At 72.2% G+C, this 16205-nt stretch carries 13 protein-coding genes; 5 read left to right on the forward strand and 8 right to left on the reverse strand.

Annotation, left to right across the window (positions count from 1 at the left end):
• Positions 1-435 precede the first annotated feature (435 nt).
• Complete coding sequence (locus tag ACZ4S3_RS28475; protein ID WP_467939052.1) at positions 436-885, forward strand: PTS sugar transporter subunit IIA; 450 nt, start codon at positions 436-438, stop codon at positions 883-885.
• A 79-nt stretch (positions 886-964) separates the two neighbouring features.
• Positions 965-2635 (forward strand): phosphoenolpyruvate--protein phosphotransferase, encoded by a 1671-nt coding sequence (ptsP, locus tag ACZ4S3_RS28480; protein WP_467939054.1) that lies wholly within the window; start codon positions 965-967, stop codon positions 2633-2635.
• Positions 2636-2735: 100 nt separating this feature from the next.
• Here the strand turns inward: ptsP and ACZ4S3_RS28485 are convergent, their stop codons facing one another.
• Complete coding sequence (locus tag ACZ4S3_RS28485) at positions 2736-3647, reverse strand: hypothetical protein (RefSeq protein ID WP_467939056.1); 912 nt, start codon at positions 3645-3647, stop codon at positions 2736-2738.
• Between the two features lie 114 nt (positions 3648-3761).
• The gene (locus ACZ4S3_RS28490; protein ID WP_467939058.1) at positions 3762-5795 is read right to left on the reverse strand and encodes an acetoacetate--CoA ligase; all 2034 of its coding nucleotides are present in this window, start codon (positions 5793-5795) and stop codon (positions 3762-3764) included.
• 306 nt (positions 5796-6101) lie between these two features.
• On the opposite strand from ACZ4S3_RS28490, the gene ACZ4S3_RS28495 reads away from it, so the two are divergent.
• Both ACZ4S3_RS28495 and ACZ4S3_RS28500 read left to right on the forward strand, forming a co-directional pair.
• Positions 6102-8495 carry a glycoside hydrolase family 31 protein gene (locus tag ACZ4S3_RS28495; RefSeq protein ID WP_467939060.1) on the forward strand — a complete coding sequence of 798 codons (2394 nt, stop codon included), beginning with the start codon at positions 6102-6104 and terminating at the stop codon, positions 8493-8495.
• A 52-nt stretch (positions 8496-8547) separates the two neighbouring features.
• Positions 8548-9339, forward strand: coding sequence for a M15 family metallopeptidase (locus ACZ4S3_RS28500; RefSeq protein WP_467939062.1), 792 nt, complete (start codon positions 8548-8550; stop codon positions 9337-9339).
• Here the strand turns inward: ACZ4S3_RS28500 and ACZ4S3_RS28505 are convergent.
• From ACZ4S3_RS28505 to ACZ4S3_RS28520, 4 genes are all read right to left on the reverse strand, one after another.
• Complete coding sequence (locus ACZ4S3_RS28505; RefSeq protein ID WP_467939064.1) at positions 9290-10684, reverse strand: adenylosuccinate synthetase; 1395 nt, start codon at positions 10682-10684, stop codon at positions 9290-9292. The genes ACZ4S3_RS28500 and ACZ4S3_RS28505 overlap by 50 nt on opposite strands.
• Before the next feature lie 9 nt (positions 10685-10693).
• Positions 10694-11689: a hypothetical protein gene (locus ACZ4S3_RS28510; protein ID WP_467939066.1), complete on the reverse strand. Its 996-nt coding sequence runs from the start codon at positions 11687-11689 to the stop codon at positions 10694-10696.
• A 120-nt stretch (positions 11690-11809) separates the two neighbouring features.
• Positions 11810-12859, reverse strand: a complete 1050-nt coding sequence (locus tag ACZ4S3_RS28515) for a molecular chaperone DnaJ (RefSeq protein ID WP_467939068.1) — start codon at positions 12857-12859, stop codon at positions 11810-11812.
• Positions 12856-13803: an NUDIX hydrolase gene (locus ACZ4S3_RS28520; RefSeq protein WP_467939070.1), complete on the reverse strand. Its 948-nt coding sequence runs from the start codon at positions 13801-13803 to the stop codon at positions 12856-12858. The genes ACZ4S3_RS28515 and ACZ4S3_RS28520 overlap by 4 nt, the downstream gene beginning before the upstream one ends.
• Before the next feature lie 101 nt (positions 13804-13904).
• On the opposite strand from ACZ4S3_RS28520, the gene ACZ4S3_RS28525 reads away from it, so the two are divergent.
• A complete protein-coding gene (locus ACZ4S3_RS28525) occupies positions 13905-14267 on the forward strand; it encodes an Mpo1-like protein (protein WP_467939072.1) in 363 nt (120 codons plus the stop codon).
• Positions 14268-14497: 230 nt separating this feature from the next.
• Here the strand turns inward: ACZ4S3_RS28525 and ACZ4S3_RS28530 are convergent, their stop codons facing one another.
• Positions 14498-15310, reverse strand: a complete 813-nt coding sequence (locus ACZ4S3_RS28530) for an ABC transporter permease (RefSeq protein WP_467939074.1) — start codon at positions 15308-15310, stop codon at positions 14498-14500.
• A gap of 24 nt (positions 15311-15334) precedes the next feature.
• Positions 15335-16183: an ABC transporter permease gene (locus ACZ4S3_RS28535; RefSeq protein ID WP_467939076.1), complete on the reverse strand. Its 849-nt coding sequence runs from the start codon at positions 16181-16183 to the stop codon at positions 15335-15337.
• Positions 16184-16205: the final 22 nt, after the last annotated feature.

Below are 16205 nucleotides of genomic sequence, written 5' to 3' on the forward strand. Positions count from 1 at the left end.
TCTGGCGTTGACTTTTGGCACGCTGTTGAGTTCTCAAGGAACGGACGCTTCCTTTGTGCCTGTTTCACCAGGCTCTCCGGGCGCTTCCCTTCGGTGTTTCACACTCTATCAGGCCTTTTCGGGGCTTTCGAACCGCTGCTTTTCTGCAGACATGCAGAATCACGCAATTCGAGAATCTCGATCAAGACTCTGAGGGAGTGCCGCCCACGGCCGTCCGGGCCGCAGTTGATTGCGGCCTGGTTGTCTGGGGCAGGTCTCAGACAGTACAGGCCTGCTGTGGGCGAGGCAAATCGATTCAGCGGGACCCAAGGCCCGTTCGGCCGGTGTCGCTCATGCGGAACCGTCAGTTCTTATGACTTACGCTTCTGAACGGTGCGCCGTCCAGGACAGGTAGTGACGGCGGCCTGATGAATCTCCACCCCTGGGAGGCTTCCCATGACCACCGTGACGTCCCCTCTTGCAGGACGCGCCATCGGACTCGCGGCAGTGCCCGATCCGGTGTTCTCCGGAGCGATGGTGGGTCCGGGTACCGCCATCGACCCCGTTCGTGAACCGTCCGAGGCTGTTTCGCCTGTGGACGGCGTGATTGTTTCGCTGCACCCGCACGCGTTCGTCGTTGTCGACGCCGCCGGGCACGGGGTGCTCACGCACCTCGGTATCGACACCGTTCAGCTCAATGGCGAGGGCTTTGAGCTCCTCGTCAACAAGGGCGACACCGTTTCCCGCGGCCAGGGGGTCGTGCGCTGGAACCCGGCCGCGGTCGAGGAGGCCGGCAAGTCGGCGGTGTGCCCGGTTGTCGCGCTGGAGGCCGCCGCGGACTCGCTCGGCGATGTGCGCGAGGACGGCGACGTCAAGGCGGGCGACACGCTCTTCTCCTGGCAGTAGCAGCTGGACGCCGTCCCTGACGGCAGGTACGACATCCATCGCGGCGGCAGGGATCGCCGCATCAAGGGAGACGGGTGCAATGGAGACAACGCTGCGAGGCGTCGGCGTGAGCCACGGCGTGGCCATAGGCGAGGTACGGCACATGGGCACGGCGGTTCTCGAGCCGCCGGCCAAGCAGATTCCGGCGGATGAGGCGGAGCGCGAACAGGGGCGTGCCCGCCAGGCCGTGGAAGCTGTCGCCGCCGACCTGATCGCGCGGGGGAACCTGGCGGGCGGCGAGGCGCAGGCCGTGCTCGAGGCGCAGGCCATGATGGCGCAGGACCCCGAGTTGATGGCGGATGTGGAGCGGCGGATCGCCGTGGGCAGCACCGCCGAGCGGGGGGTGTACGACGCGTTCGCGGCGTACCGGGCGCTGCTGGCGGGTGCCGGTGAGTACCTGGCCGGGCGGGTCGCCGACCTCGATGACGTGCGCAACCGTATCGTCGCGCGGCTGCTCGGTGTGCCGATGCCGGGGGTGCCGGACAGCGATGAGCCGTATGTGCTGATCGCGCGGGATCTGGCGCCGGCCGACACGGCGCTGCTGGACCCGGCGCTGGTGCTCGGCTTTGTGACCGAGGAGGGCGGGCCGACCAGCCACAGTGCGATTCTCGCGCGGGCGCTGGGAGTGCCTGCCGTGGTGGCGCTGCCGGGTGCCGGGGAGATCGTCGAGGGCACCGTGATCGCGGTGGACGGCAGCACCGGTGAGGTGTTCGTCGAGCCGGATGCCGACAAGCGGGCGGCTCTGGAGCAGGCGGCGGCGGAGCGGAAGGCCGCGCTCGCGGCGTCCTCCGGGCCCGGGGCGACCTCCGATGGGCACAAGGTGCCGCTGCTGGCGAATGTCGGTGGGCCCGGTGACGTGGCCGCCGCGGTCGAAGCCGGGGCGGAGGGGGTCGGTCTCTTCCGTACCGAGTTCCTGTTCCTGGACGACAGTAAGAAGGCGCCCTCGGAGGACAAGCAGGTCGAGGCGTACCGCAAGGTGCTGGAGGCCTTTCCCGAGGGCCGGGTCGTGGTGCGGGTGCTGGATGCCGGTGCCGACAAGCCGCTGGACTTCCTGACGCCGGGCGATGAGCCGAACCCGGCGCTGGGTGTGCGGGGTCTGCGGACGCTGCTGGACCACCCGGATGTGCTGCGTACCCAGCTGACGGCGCTGGCCAAGGCGGCCGAGGGGCTGCCGGTCTATCTCGAGGTCATGGCCCCGATGGTGGCGGACCGGATCGACGCCAAGGCGTTCGCGGATGCGTGCCGGGAGGCCGGGCTGCAGGCGAAGTTCGGCGCGATGGTGGAGATTCCGTCGGCGGCCCTGCGGGCGCGGTCGATTCTGCAGGAGGTCGAGTTCCTTTCGCTGGGGACCAATGACCTGGCGCAGTACACCTTTGCCGCCGACCGTCAGGTGGGTGCGGTGTCGCGGCTGCAGGATCCCTGGCAGCCGGCGCTGCTGGACCTCGTGGCGGCTTCGACCGAGGCCGCGAAGGCCGAGGGCAAGAGCTGTGGTGTGTGCGGTGAGGCTGCCTCCGATCCGTTGTTGGCGTGTGTGCTGACCGGGCTCGGTGTCACCAGCCTGTCGATGGGTGCGGCGTCGATTCCGTATGTGCGGGCGACGCTGGCGAAGCACACGCTGGCGCAGTGTGAGCGTGCGGCGGCCGCGGCGCGAGCCACGGACACCGCCGATGACGCGCGGGCCGCGGCGCAGGCGGTGCTCTCCGGGGAGTAACACCGCCCGGCACATGCGCCGTTGGAGCCTTTGATGGCCGTCCCGCCTCCGTGGCGGGGCGGCCATCTGCCGTAGGGGCGGGGCCGTGGTGGTCCCGGCCTCAGTGGTGGCGGTGTGTGTCCGGTGGGGGTGTGAGGGTGAAGCCGGGGGCGTAGTCGACGCCGTGCTCGGGTGCGATGGGCTCGCCGGTGTCGGCGTCGGTGCAGTAGGCGCTGAAGACCTCGGCCTCGGTGAGCGGGTAGGGCCAGGCGTCGCGCAGCGACCAGCCGCGGACGGTGGACCCCTCGGCGGTGTCGGCGGTGTCGGCGGTCGTGCGGGCGACGATGCCGCCCGGCGTGCGCAGGGCGAGGCCGGCGGCGAGGACCGTGCAGAAGATGAGGGTCTCGGACTCGGAGAGCTGGGGGCGGCCGCTGTCGCCGGTGGTGGTGTGCAGCGCTGCCAGGAAGGGTGGCTCGCCGGCGGGGATGCTGCAGACGAGGTGGTGGGTGCCGGCGCCGAGGGCTTCGAGGAGCTGTTGGACGGCGCCGGTGGCGCGGGCGAAGGCGACATGGCCGAGGTCGGCGCCGCAGTCCTCGCAGCTGCCGGCGCGGGCCAGAAGGCCGGACGCCTGGTCCCAGGTCGCCCGGCGGTCGGCTTCCTGCGTGAGCAGGGGCAGGAGCTGGGTCAGTGGCTCGCCTGCGTAGGGCAAGGTCGCTCCGGTGCAGGCGACTTCGGCGGTGTAGCGCGTACGGCTGTCGGGGCGGTCCGGGTCCAGGGCGAGGTCGGTGCAGTATTCCTCGTAGGCGACCGGGTCGAAGAGGCTCAGGGTGGTGAGCACACCTTGGGCGGCGAGGGTGCGCAGCAGGGTTTCCATCTGCTGGAGGTAGCTGCGGTGGTCGTCGAACGGGAAGGTGCGGTAGCGGCGCATGGCCGCGAAGTCCCGTTCGTCGGCCAGAACGGCGGCGGTGCTGGGGACTTCGCGGCGCAGCTTGCGTCGGGCGGCGGCCTGGTCGGTGTGCCGGGTGGTGGTCATGTCTCCCCCTCGGTGAGGTGCGTTGGTCGAACGTCACTTGTCACTGAGAGTAATCGGGGGGTCTGACAATCGCGGCTGACGGCGGCTGGTGGCTGCTCCCGGCGCCGGGCGGGCCTACTTTTCGCGGTCGCGGGCCACCCGCTCGTAGAAGCGGAGAAGCTCGAGGTTGTCGACGGAGCCGGGGTTGACGGCCTTGTCGAGGGGCGTGCCCTGCAGGAGGCGTTTGACGGGGACCTCGATGCGCTTGCCGGTGAGGGTGTGCGGGACGCCGGGGGCCTCGATGATGTCGTCGGGGACGTGGCGGGGAGAGAGTTCTGTGCGGATGGTCTGCTTGATGCGGTTGCGCAGGGCGTCGTCGAGGATGGCGCCCGGGGCGAGGTGGACGAAGAGGGGCATCCAGTAGCCGCCGTCGGGAAGTTCGAGGCCGATGACGAGGGATTCGCGGATCTCGGGGAGGCGTTCGACCGCCTCGTAGATGTCGGCGGAGCCCATCCGGACGCCCCCTCGGTTGAGGGTGGAGTCGGAGCGGCCGTGGATGACGACGCTGCCGCGGGAGGTGAGGGTGATCCAGTCGCCGTGCCGCCAGACTCCGGGGTACATGTCGAAGTAGCTGTCGTGGTAGCGGCTGCCGTCGGGGTCGTTCCAGAAGCGGATGGGCATGGACGGCATCGGGTTGGTGACGACGAGTTCGCCGACCTCGTCGATGACGGGCTTGCCCTGGGGGTCCCAGGCCTGGAGGTCGGTGCCCAGGCAGGGGGCCTGGAGTTCGCCGATGTGGACGGGGAGGGTGGGGACGGCGCCGGCGAAGCAGCTGCAGACGTCCGTGCCGCCGCTGACGGAGGCGGTCCACAGGTCGGCGCCGCTCTCCGCGAAGGAGTCGTGCAGCCAGCGGAAACCGTCGGGCGGGAGCGGTGAGCCGGTGGTGGCGACGCAGGTGATGGCGGAGAGGTCGAGGTCGCGGGCCGGGTGGATGCCGGCTTTGCGGCAGGCCATCACGTAGGCGGCGGAGGTGCCGAAGACGGTGGCGCGGGTGGTTTCGGCGACCCGCCACTGGGCGGCGATGTCGGGGTGGCCGGGGCTGCCGTCGTAGAGCACGATCGTGGCGCCCACCAGGAGGCCGCCGACGAGGAAGTTCCACATCATCCAGCCGGTGGAGGTGTACCAGAAGAAGCGGTCGTCGGGGCCGAGGTCGCAGTGCAGGCCGGTCTGCTTGAGGTGTTCGAGGAGGATGCCGCCCTGGGACTGGACGATGGCCTTGGGCAGGCCCGTGGTGCCGGAGGAGTACAGGACCCACAGGGGGTGGTCGAAGGGGACCTGTTCGTAGACGGGCGGTTCGGTGCTTCCGGTGGTCAGGTCCGACCAGTTCAGGGCGCCTTCGGGGGCGGGGGTGCCGAGCAGGGGGATGTGGATGACGGCGCGGAGGGTGGGCAGTTCCGCGCGGAGTTCGGCGACGGTGTCGCGGCGGTCGTGTTCCTTGCCGCCGTAGCGGTAGCCGTCGACGGTGAACAGGACGACCGGTTCGATCTGCTGGAAGCGGTCCAGCACGCTGCGGGCGCCGAAGTCGGGGGCGCAGGAGGTCCATACGGCGCCGACCGCGGCGGTGGCGAGGAGTGCCACGACGGCCTGCGGGATGTTGGGGACATAGCCGCTGACGCGGTCGCCGGGGCGGACGCCCAGGCGGCGGAGTGCGGCGGCCAGCGCGCCGACCTGGGCGCGCAGCTCGGCCCAGGTGACGGTGGTGGGCTCGTGGGTCTCGTCGACGTACAGCAGCGCCGGGGTGTCGGCGCGGTCCGGGTCCTCGGCGGCGCGCAGGGCGTGCTCGGCGTAGTTGAGGGTGGCGCCGGGGAACCAGCGGGCACCGGGCATCGTTCGGTCGGCGAGGACGGTTTCGTAGGGGGTGGTGAAGCGGACGTCGAACCATTCGGCGGTGGCCTGCCAGAAGGCGGGGAGGTCAGCGACCGACCATCGGTGCAGGTCGGCATAGCTTGTGGCGGGGTCGCCGGGAGTGGGGGCGGGCGCGCCGTGGTGTGCGGCCGCCCAGGTGTGGAAGCGGGTGACCTGGGCGCCGGCGATGCGGTCCGGGCCGGGCTGCCAGAGGGGTTCCGGCTGCGGTTCCGGCTGGGCGTCGGACTGCGGTGCGGTGGTCATGATGCAGCTCCCGGGCGATACGCGTCGTGTGCGTCGGTCGCGCGCGGCCCCGGCAGTCAGGTGGGTGGGGCGCGCGTGACACGGCTTGCCTGGACGATGCCACGTGATCGACTTGTGCACCAGGGCGGGCTGCTCACATTCGGGGGTGGGCGGTCGCCGGGCGCGGGTGATCGCCGGGATTCCCGGTCGTTTCCGGCCATCGGGTGGCAATCCGCGGGCGTGAACGTGGCCGAGGGTGATCCCGCGCAGGTGAACGGCAGTTGAACGATGCCCGCACACTGCGGCGGCGATGGCAGGCTGGCCTGCATGGACGGGCGGGATCTGGTGCGATCAGTACGGGTGGTCAGGGCGGTCGGGCCGGCGCAGGGACTGCGGTCCGTGCGGGCGGCGTGGCGGCGACGGAGAGCGGATGCGCAGGCGTTCGCGGGGCGGGGTGCGGAGCGGGCGCGGGTGCCGGGGGCGGCGAGCGGCGCGGAGCCGCAGCCCGGTGGCGGGCTGATCCACTTCGCGCGGTCCTCGCTGCGGGTGCGGGTGGCATCGGGCGGGGCGGTGTTCTGCGGCTGGGACGGTGCCGAGCCGGAGCCCTCGTACGCGCTGGCCGGGGCGTGCCCGGAGGTCGACCCGCGGGCGGTGCTGGAGCCGGACACGGAGGGCGGCTGGCGGGTTGTCTCGGAGCGGGTGCTGGTGACGGTGTCGCGGCACGGTGCGGTCGAGGTGCGGACGCCGGGTGGTGTGCGGCTGCGCCGGGAGCTGCCGCCGCGCTGGTGGGATCGTACGGAGGACGGGGGCACACCGGCGGCGGGCGAGCGGCCCGAGGGGGGCGATGCGTCGCGGTGGGTGCAGCGGGCGGAGGTCGCGGCCGACGCACGGTTCTTCGGGCTGGGCGGCCGGGCGCACGGGCCGCGGCTGCGGGACGGTACGTACCGGCTGTGGAACACCGATCCGGGCGGCGCGTTCGAGCCCGGGGACGATCCGCTGTCGCTGACGATGCCGGTGCAGCTGGTGGTGGCGGATGCCGGGACCCATCTGGTCTTCCATGACAACTCCTGGGACGGCCGGGTGACGCTGCGCGAGGGCCAGGAGGGCGCGGGCTCCGGGCACGACCGGCCGGGCACCTGTGAGCTGCGGATGGACGGGGGGCCGCTGCGTTATTGGGTGCTGCTGGGCGCGCCCGCCCGGGTTCTGATGGGGTGGACGGCGCTGACCGGTGCGCCCGCCCTGCCACCCCGTTGGGCGCTCGGCTACCAGCACTCCCGCTGGGGCTTCGGCGGCCAGGACGAGGTGCGCCGGGTGGCGGCCGGCTATCGGGAGCGCGAACTACCGCTGTCCGCCGTCCACTTGGACATCGACCATTACGACGGCCACCGGGTCTTCACCGTCGACCGGGAGCGGTACCCGGATCTGCCGGGGCTGGCCGCGGAGCTGCGCGCGGACGGCGTGCGGCTGGTGTCGATCGTGGATCCGGCGGTGAAAGCGGCGCCGGGCGACGCGGTGTACGACGACGGGGCAGCGGCCGGTGCCTTCATACGGGATGCGCGCGGGCGGGAGGTGCGCGGGGTGGTGTGGCCGGGCGAGTCGGTGTATCCGGACTTCACCGATGCGCGGGTGCGCAAGTGGTGGGGCGCGCTGTACGGGGAGCGGCTCGCCCAGGGCTTCGCGGGTGTCTGGCACGACATGAACGAGCCGGTGTCCTTCACCGCGTTCGGGGAGCCGACGCTGCCCCGCTCGGCCCGGCACACCCTGGAGGGGCGGGGCGGTGACCACCGGGAGGCGCACAACGTCTACGCGCTGGCGATGGCGCGGGCCGGCTATGAGGGACTGTGTGAACTGCGGCCCGAGGAGCGGCCGTTCCTGTTCTCGCGCTCGGGCTGGGCGGGGCTGCAGCGCTACGGGGGCACCTGGTCGGGCGATGTGGCGACGGGCTGGCCGGGGCTGCGCGCCTCGTTGTCGCTGGTGCTGGGGCTCGGGCTGTGCGGGATTCCGTACAGCGGCCCCGATATCGGCGGCTTCTCGGCGGAGCCGTCCCGGGAGCTGTACCTGCGGTGGTTCCAGCTGGGCGCGTATCTGCCGCTGTTCCGTACCCACTCGGCGATCCGGGCGGGCCGGCGGGAGCCGTGGGAGTACGGGAGCGAGGTTCTGGAGCATGCCCGTACGGCGCTGCGGGAACGGGTGCGGCTGCTGCCGTATTTCCACACGCTGGGGCAGATGGCGCGGCTGACCGGCGCGCCGTATGTCCGGCCGGTGTGGTGGAACACGCCGCGGGACCGGCAGTTGCGGAACTGCGAGGACGCGTTCCTGCTGGGGGATGCGCTGCTGGTGGCCCCGGTGCTGGAGGCGGGCGGGACGCGGCGGTCGGTGCGGCTGCCGCGCGGGCGCTGGTACGACACCGCCACCGGGCGCGCGTACGACGGCCCCGGCCAGGTGGTGGTGGACGCGCCGCTGTCGCGGATTCCGGTGCTGGCGCGGGCGGGTGCGGTGCTCCCGGTGGCGGGCGTGGACGGCGGGACGGAGCTGGAGGTGTGGGCTCCGGCGGCCGGGCGCCGGGGCGGTGGTGTGGTGGTGCCGGATGCCGGGGACGGCTGGCGGCGGCCGGAGGTGGAGCGGTTCACCTCGCACCTGGAGGGGGGCGAGGTGGTCGTGGAGCGGCAGGAAGGAGGAGCGGTGGGGTATCCGGTGCGGGTGCGGGGGCTGGATGGTTAGGGCGGACGCCGCGGTCTTCCGTTCGGCCCGCCGGGGCTGGTAGATGAGGGGCATGCCGAGACTTGCTGCCGCGCTGCGCGGCCTCGCCGTCGCCGTCGCCGCCCTGATGGCTGTCGCCGCCGTGCCGTCGAGCACGGCGGTGGCAGGGGCGCGTCCGTCCCCCGTGCCCAAGGAATTCGTCGCGCTGCGGGATGTGGATCCCACGATCATCCAGGAGATGCGCTATTTCACGCCGCACAACTTCATGGGCGTACCGGTGGACGGGTATCGCAGGCCGAAGTGCCTTCTGACGCGGGACGCCGCCCGGGCCCTGCACCGCGCCCAGCGCTCCTTCCTGAAGCGGGGCCTCTCCCTGAAGGTGTACGACTGCTATCGGCCGCAGCGCGCCGTGGACCAGTTCGTCCGGTGGGCCAAGGACCTCGACGACCGGCGGATGAAGCCCGAGTTCTATCCGCGGGTGGACAAGTCGAAGCTGTTCGACGACGGCTATATCGCCGCCAAATCCGGCCACAGCAGGGGCAGCACCCTCGATGTGACGCTGGTGCGGCTGCCGGCCGTGCCCACCCGCCCGTATGTGCCGGGTGAGCCACTGACGCCCTGTTACGGGCCGAGGGCCGAGCGCTTTCCGGACAACTCCCTCGACATGGGGACCGGCTTCGACTGCTTCGACACCCTCGCGCACACCCTCGATCCCCGCATTCACGGGCGGCAGTTGAAGAACCGGCTGCTGCTCAAGGACGGTCTGGAGCGGGCCGGGTTCGTGAACCTCCCGGAAGAGTGGTGGCATTACACCTTCAAGCCGGAGACCTTTCCGGACACCTATTTCGACTTCCCGGTTCGGTAGCCCGTTCGGTAGCCGGTTCGGTAGCCGGTTCGGTGACCCGCTCGGTGGTGCGCCCGGCGGTCCGCTCGATGGCCCGCCGCGTGACCTTGTCGGCTGCCGTGGGCCCGTACGACTCCAGGACGACCGGGGCGGACAGCGCTTCGGCGAGGGCGTCGGTCCAGGCGTGCGGGTCGCTGCCCGGTGACTGCCAGCGGGTCGGGCGGGCGGTCAGCAGCCCTTCCGTGAGGCGCTGTTGGCGGTCGAGGTCACCGGGCACGGCGGCCGGGATGCGGTCCATCAGGCCGCCGTCGGCGGTGCGGTAGCCGCGGGCGATGCGCAGGCCGGGGTGGCGGGCGGGGGCGTCGAGGTGGGTGACGGCCAGGCCGTCCACTCCCCCGCAGGCCGCAACGGCGTAGGCGTGCGCGGGTGCGTCGAAGTGTCCGGCGCGGAAGGCCCCTTGCCAGTGGCCGTGGCCGTTGTGCGGCTCGGGGAGGGCATCGGCGAGCGCCGGGTCCTCGGTGACCAGGGGGCCGGGGCCGTGCCGGGTGGTGTAGGTCCGTACGACGCCCAGGCGGAACGCCGGTCCCCGGGGCCGGCCCGCCTCGGCGAGGAGGGTTTCCGCGCCGTCGAAGGTGGTCGTCGACCAGGTGGTGTACGGGTGGAAGCCGTGCCATTCGTCGAGCAGAACGCCCTGTGCGCCCTCGAAGACGGCCGGGCCGCGGCGCAGCAGCCGGGGCAGATGGGTCTCGTCGACAAGGGTGAGGTGGTCGGCGAAGGCGGCGAACGCGTCCAGGCAGGCGTCGACGGGTGGTGCGTCGAGTGGGCCGAGGTCGCAGGTGAGGCGGTCGCGGAGCAGGCGGAGTTTGCGGCGCAGCGTCGTACGTGAGGTGCAGTCGCCCGCCGTCGGGGCGTCGGTGGGGTGGGCCAGGGCGTAGGCGGCGGTTTCGCCGATGCCCATGCCGCAGGAGCCGTGCCGGGCGGTGCCGCGGGCGCGCTCGCGGGCCTGGTTGGCGGCCGCGTGGTACGGAGTGGTGAGCGGGGCGCGCCGGTCGATGGTGAGCAGCGCGAGCGGGTCGGGGACGCCGAGGCCGGCCAGATGGCGGGCCTCGGTGGCGAGCGCCAAGGGGTCGACCAGCATCAGGCGCGAGAGATGGGTGGGGACGCCGCTGAAGGTGCCGGAGCCGAACTGGGCGAAGGTGTGGTGGCGGCCGTCGGTGGTGACGACGTTGTGGGCGGCCTGGGCGCCGCCGTTGAAGCGGATCACCGCCGTGACCGGTGCCGCGCCCGGCCGGTGAGCGCAGAGCCGGTCGACGACGGTGCCCTTGCCGGCGTCGCCGTAGCCGAGGTCGACCACGATGGTGTGCACGGACATTCCCTAGGAGAGGCGGGTGGTACCGGTCGTTCCCGGGTCACCGTCGATCAGCGGCGCCGAGGAGTGGGCTACGGTGCCGCGTCCCCGGCTCAAGGTGGCCAGCGCCTTGCCGACACTCTCGCCCGCGTCGGAGCCGATGTCGGCGAGGTCGTCGAGGCCGGAGGCGAGGTCGATGGCCTCCTCGCCGAGGCCGATGGTCAGCGCGATGGTCTCGCAGACGGCACCGAGGTCGTCGAGTTCGATGACGTTCTGGCCGAGCAGCTTGCGCCAGGTGCCCAGGACCGCGGAGTTGCCGACGTGGGCGGCGCCGGCCGGGACGATGAAGTAGACGTCGAACTTCCGCCGTACCTCGTCCAGGATGGTGGTGATCGGGATGTCCTCGGTGAGCGGGTCGCCGAAGACGGTACGGACCTCGCGGGCCTTGACCTTGCCGTACGGCATCTCGTCGCCGATGAGGAAGAGATAGCCGCGGCGGCCGCGCTTCTCGTGGCAGTCGATGCTGGTGTGGCGGGCCATGGCGTAGAGGGCGAGCTCGTACGACTCGGTGAGCTGGCCGCCTCCGCCGCCCTCCAGGAGGATGTTGCCGAGGTCGTCGTCCATGCGGTTGTCGGACTCGAACTGACCTATCTGGAGCGGCACTTGGTCGCAGGTGGCGTCGCCTACGGCACCGAAGAGGATCTGCGGGTGTTCGACGTATCCCTTGCGTAGCAGCAGGCCGAACAGCTCGGGAAGCTTGGTCTGCAGGACGCGCGGTACGGACCGCATGGATCCGGTCACGTCGAAGAGGACGGAGACGGCCAGCGAGGCGGGGTGTTCGTCGGAGTCGCGGCTCTCGCGGGTGGTGAGGCCCTTGGGGTCGAGCGAGGGGTGCGCCGCCCAGGTGTGGCGCGGGGCCGAGCTGGTGAGGCGGTCGCTGTAGTCGAAGGCGCTGGCGCCGGAGGCGGCGCGGTAGCTTGCCGCGGCGCCGTAGACGTTGGTGGACCAGGTTCCGCTGCCCATGGTGATTCCCCCTGAGTGATCTTGAGCGTGGGTGTGAGGCGAGTGAGGCGCGAGGTGAATGAGGGGTGAGGTGAATGAGGTGTGGTGTGGGTGTGAGGTGTCGTGTGGGTGCCGGGTCCGCTACGGCGTCCGGGACGTCGCCGGCAGGGTGAACGGGCGGAAGGTGCGCGGCCCGTAGAGGCGGTCGAGGAGGTCGTCCAGCTCGGCCAGCAGCCGCCAGGCGTCGTGCGGGCGGCGGGCCTCGGCGGGGAGGGTGCAGCCGCGCAGGAAGGCCCGCATCGGCTTCGGGGTGCGCTCGCCCATGAGGGCGTCCATGGTGCGGGACGCGAGGTGGATGTCGGTGGCCTCGGTCGCCGGGCGGCGGCCGGGGACCTCGGGCGGGTAGGCGGCGCGGTGGCGTTCGACGAGCGCGGGCACGCAGGAACCGATGGCGGTGCTGTAGCACCAGTCGACGAGGACGAGTCCGTGCTGTTCGGGGTGGATGAGGAGGTGGTCGGGCAGGACGGCGCCGTGCACCAGGCCGGTGCGGTGCGCCCAGCCGAGGGCGACCAGGAGCCGGCGCCACATCCAGGCGGCGTCGCGCGGGTCGAGGCCGTCGGGGTGGGCGGCCCGGACGTCGGTCAGGGTGTGCCAGCCGTCCAGCGGGGCCAGGGCGTTGACGCGGCGTTCGGCGCCGGATTCCGGGTCTCGGTGCCGGAACGTTTCCAGGAGACGGGGTGCGTAGGCGCGGTGGCGTGGGTCGCCGCGCCGCGCCAGCCGGTTCAGGGCCTGCGCCTCGCGCTCCATCAGGTCGTTGTCGGTGACCGCGCGCGGGATCTTGAGCAGAGCGCGGTGCCGGGTGCCGTCCTGTTCGTAGGCCGCCTCGCGGAGCACGGCGAGGTCGCCGGCGGCCACGGCCGGTCCGAGGCTGTACGTGCGACGGCGGGTGACGAGCGTCGGGCGGGCGACCGCGGTACGGCGCTGCCAGAGGGTTTCCAGGCGGGCGAACGCGGCGGCCGCATCCTGGCGTTCCGCCGGCGGGGCGGTGTCGGGGTGCAGCAGGCGGGCGAGCCTGCGGTGGACCCGTACGGCCGCGGCGTCGTCGGCGGGGAAGAGGTCACCGGGCGCACGGGCGGCGGCAAGCGCGGCGCGGGCGGCGGCCCGGCTGCCCGGCGCGTCGGCCTCCGTCATCGGACGCTCTCCTCGCGGTCCGGCCGCAGCAGCGCCGGGTGCAGGAGCCGGGCGTCGCCGGCGCGGTAGAGGCGGGCGCGCGGGCCGCCGCGGGCGCCTCCGCGGGCGGCGGTCGCGCCGGTGGATTCGACGAACCCGGGGACGGAGAGCACCTTGCGGTGGAAGTTCCCGGCGTGCAGCGGGCTGCCCCAGATGGCTTCGTAGACGCCGCGGAGTTCGACGATGGTGAACTCCTCGGCGAGGAAGGCCGTGGCCAGCGGGGTGTATTCGAGCTTGGCGCGGGCGCGGTCGAGGCCGTCGGTGACGATCCGCGCATGGTCGAAGGCGAGCGGGAGGGCCGTACTCCCGGGTGCCTCCGGGGAGTCGTCGGGCCGGGGCACGGCACCACCCCCGTCGATCCCGTGCCCCGGGCCCTGCTCTGGGGGACGCGGGCGGCTCGCGTCCGGTTCGGCGCCTACGGGACTATCGCTCGTAGCGAACTCCTGTGCGTCCAGCCGCAGTTCGGTGACCGGGAGCCAGGCCGCGGCCGAGGCGTCACTGCCGCCTCGCGCCTCGGGGAGGTCGGGGGCGAAGGCCAGGTAGGCGACGGTGACGACGGGCATCCGCGGATCGCGCCCGGGGTCGCCGTACGAGCCGAGCTGTTCGAGGTGGACGCGCTCCAGGTGTGTGGCGTCCAGCCCGGTTTCCTCGGCCAGTTCGCGGGCCGCGGCCTCGTCCAGCGATTCCCGGCCGGCCCGGACGAAGCCGCCGGGCAGCGCCCAGGCGCCCTTGAAGGGACGGCCACCGCGCTCCACGAGCAGGATGTGCAACGCACCCTGACGCAGCGTCAGTACGACGATGTCGACGGTCACGGCGATGGCCGGGAAGTCACGCGGGTCGTATGCCGCGAGGAACTCGCCGTCGTCGCCGCGGTCTGCGGCACCGCTCCCCCGATGCGTCCCCATGGTCGCCCCCACTCGTCATTCTCACTTTGAGTCTTTCTCGAATCGAGAACAACATAGCACCGGGTGCTGACAGCGTCCAGGGGCGGCACTACCGTTCGGGCATGACTGATGAAGGCAGCGGACGAGAGTTCGGCTCGTACGAGGAGTTCTGGCCCTACTACGTCGCGATGCACTCCAAGGCGGCCACCCGCTGGGTGCACCTGACCGGCACGCTGACCGGTCTGGCGGTGTCCGCGTACGGACTGCTGCGCCGGCGGCCCAGGCTGCTGCTCGCCCTGCCGGTCATCGGCTACGGCACTGCCTGGCCCGCGCACTTCCTCATCGAGGGCAACAACCCCGCGACCTTCGGCCACCCGGCGTGGTCGCTGCGCGGAGATGCGCAGATGATCCGGATGATGCTGGCGGGGCGGGATGCGGAGCTGTCCGAGATCGCCGCGAAGTGGCTTGCGGAGCACGGGAGTTGAGGGGCGGGGCGAGTAGGTCCTGAGGCCGGTGGGTCCTGAGGCCGGTTGGACCTGGTATCGGTAGATGGACACTGGAGCCAGCCGTGGGCCGACACCCGTAGGGGAACGTCGAACGCATGCCGTAGGGGATGCATGCGCCCCCTGCGGGGCCACAACGTGACGGGTCGGGACGGTATTCCGGGGCTCAGCACATGATCGGCCGGCTCACCACACGCGCGGCAAGACACTGCCTAGAGCCGGCCGCCCGCAGGGTCCGACGAGAGCCGCTGGGCCGCGTATACGGGGATCACCGACAGGGCGATCAGCAGTGTGGCGACGACGTCGACGACCGGTGCCTGGTTGGGGCGGGCGAGGTTCTCGTAGATCCAGATCGGCAGTGTCCTGGTCCCCGCGCCCGCGGTGAAGGTGGTCACCACGACCTCGTCGAAGGAGAGGGCGAAGGCCAGCAGGGCGCCGGCGAACAGGGCCGGGCGAAGCGCCGGGAAGGTGACGTGGCGCAGGGTCTGCCAGGGGCGGGCGCCCAGGTCGGCGGAGGCTTCGGCGAGTGAGGGGGCGATCCGGCGGAGCCGGGCGGCGACGTTGTTGAAGACGATGACGACGCAGAAGGTCGCATGGCCGACGACGACGGTGAACAGGCCGAAGCCTATGCCGAGGGGTTCCAGGACGGTGCGGAACGCGGCGTTGAGGGCGATGCCGGTGACGATGCCGGGCAGGGCGATCGGCAGCACGATCAGGAACGAGACGATCCGGCGGCCGAAGAACCGGTGCCGGTGGACGGCGAAGGCGGCGAGCGAGCCGAGGATCAGGGCGATGGCGGTGGCGCCGAGGCCGGCCTGCAGCGAGGTCCACAGGGCGTCGCGGGCGCCCGCGCTGTGCAGGGCACGGCGCCACCACTCGCCGGTGAGCGCGGTGGGCGGCCAGGCGAACGAGCGGTCGGCGTTGACGGAGTTGAGGACGACCAGGAGGAGGGGGAGGTAGATCAGCGCGAGTCCGGCGGCCGTGACGCAGCCGAGCACGATACGGGCGGTGCGCGACAGATGCACCGAAGGCACCTCCTGAGAGCCGGGCTAGAGCGAGTCGAGGGCGCCGGCGCGGCGGACGGCGGCGAGGTAGCAGACGACGAGGGCCACGGGCACGGCGGACAGCGCCGCGGCGAGCGGCAGGTCGAGGGTGACCTGGGAGGCGATGACGTTGCCCAGGAGCTGGGTGCGGCCGCCGACGATCTGCACGGTGAGGTAGTCGCCGAGACTGAGCGAGAAGGTGAAGACGGAGCCCGCCAGGATCGCCGGGCGGACGGCGGGTGCGACGACGGAACGCAGGGTGCGCCAGACGCCCGCGCCGAGGTCGGCGGAGGCCTCCAACTGGTGAGCGGGCAGCCGTTCCAGGGCGGCGTAGACCGGCAGGATCATGTACGGCAGCCAGAGGTAGGCGAGCACGATCACCACGGCGGTGGCGCCGTATCCGGGGCCGCGCAGGCCGAGCGGGGCGAGCGCCGCGTTGACGATGCCGCGCTCGCCGAGCATGACCCGCCAGGCGTACGCCTTGACCAGATAGCCGGCCCACAGCGGCGTGAGCACGGCCACCAGCAGGGCGCGGCGGAGCCGGCCGGTGGCCACCCGCGCCATGAAGAAGGCGAGGGGCAGCGCGAGGACGGCGTCGAGGAGGGTGACGGTGACGGCGATGCCCAGGGTGCGCAGGGCGACGGTGCGGTAGACGGGGGTGGTGAGGAGGTCGCGGAAGTTGTCGGTGGTCCAGGTGCGGACGACATCGGAGGTGAAGGGGTCGGTGGTCCAGAAGGCGGAGAGGAGGAGGACGGCGAGGGAGCCCAGGTAGGCGAGGGTCAGCCAGAGGAGGGGTGGGGCCAGGAGGGCGGCGAGCCGGGTTCGCCTGCCCGGCTCGCGGACTTTGCGGGACATCCGACGTCCTACGTCCTACGTC

It is taken from the genome of Streptomyces sp. NPDC028368 (assembly GCF_055565615.1).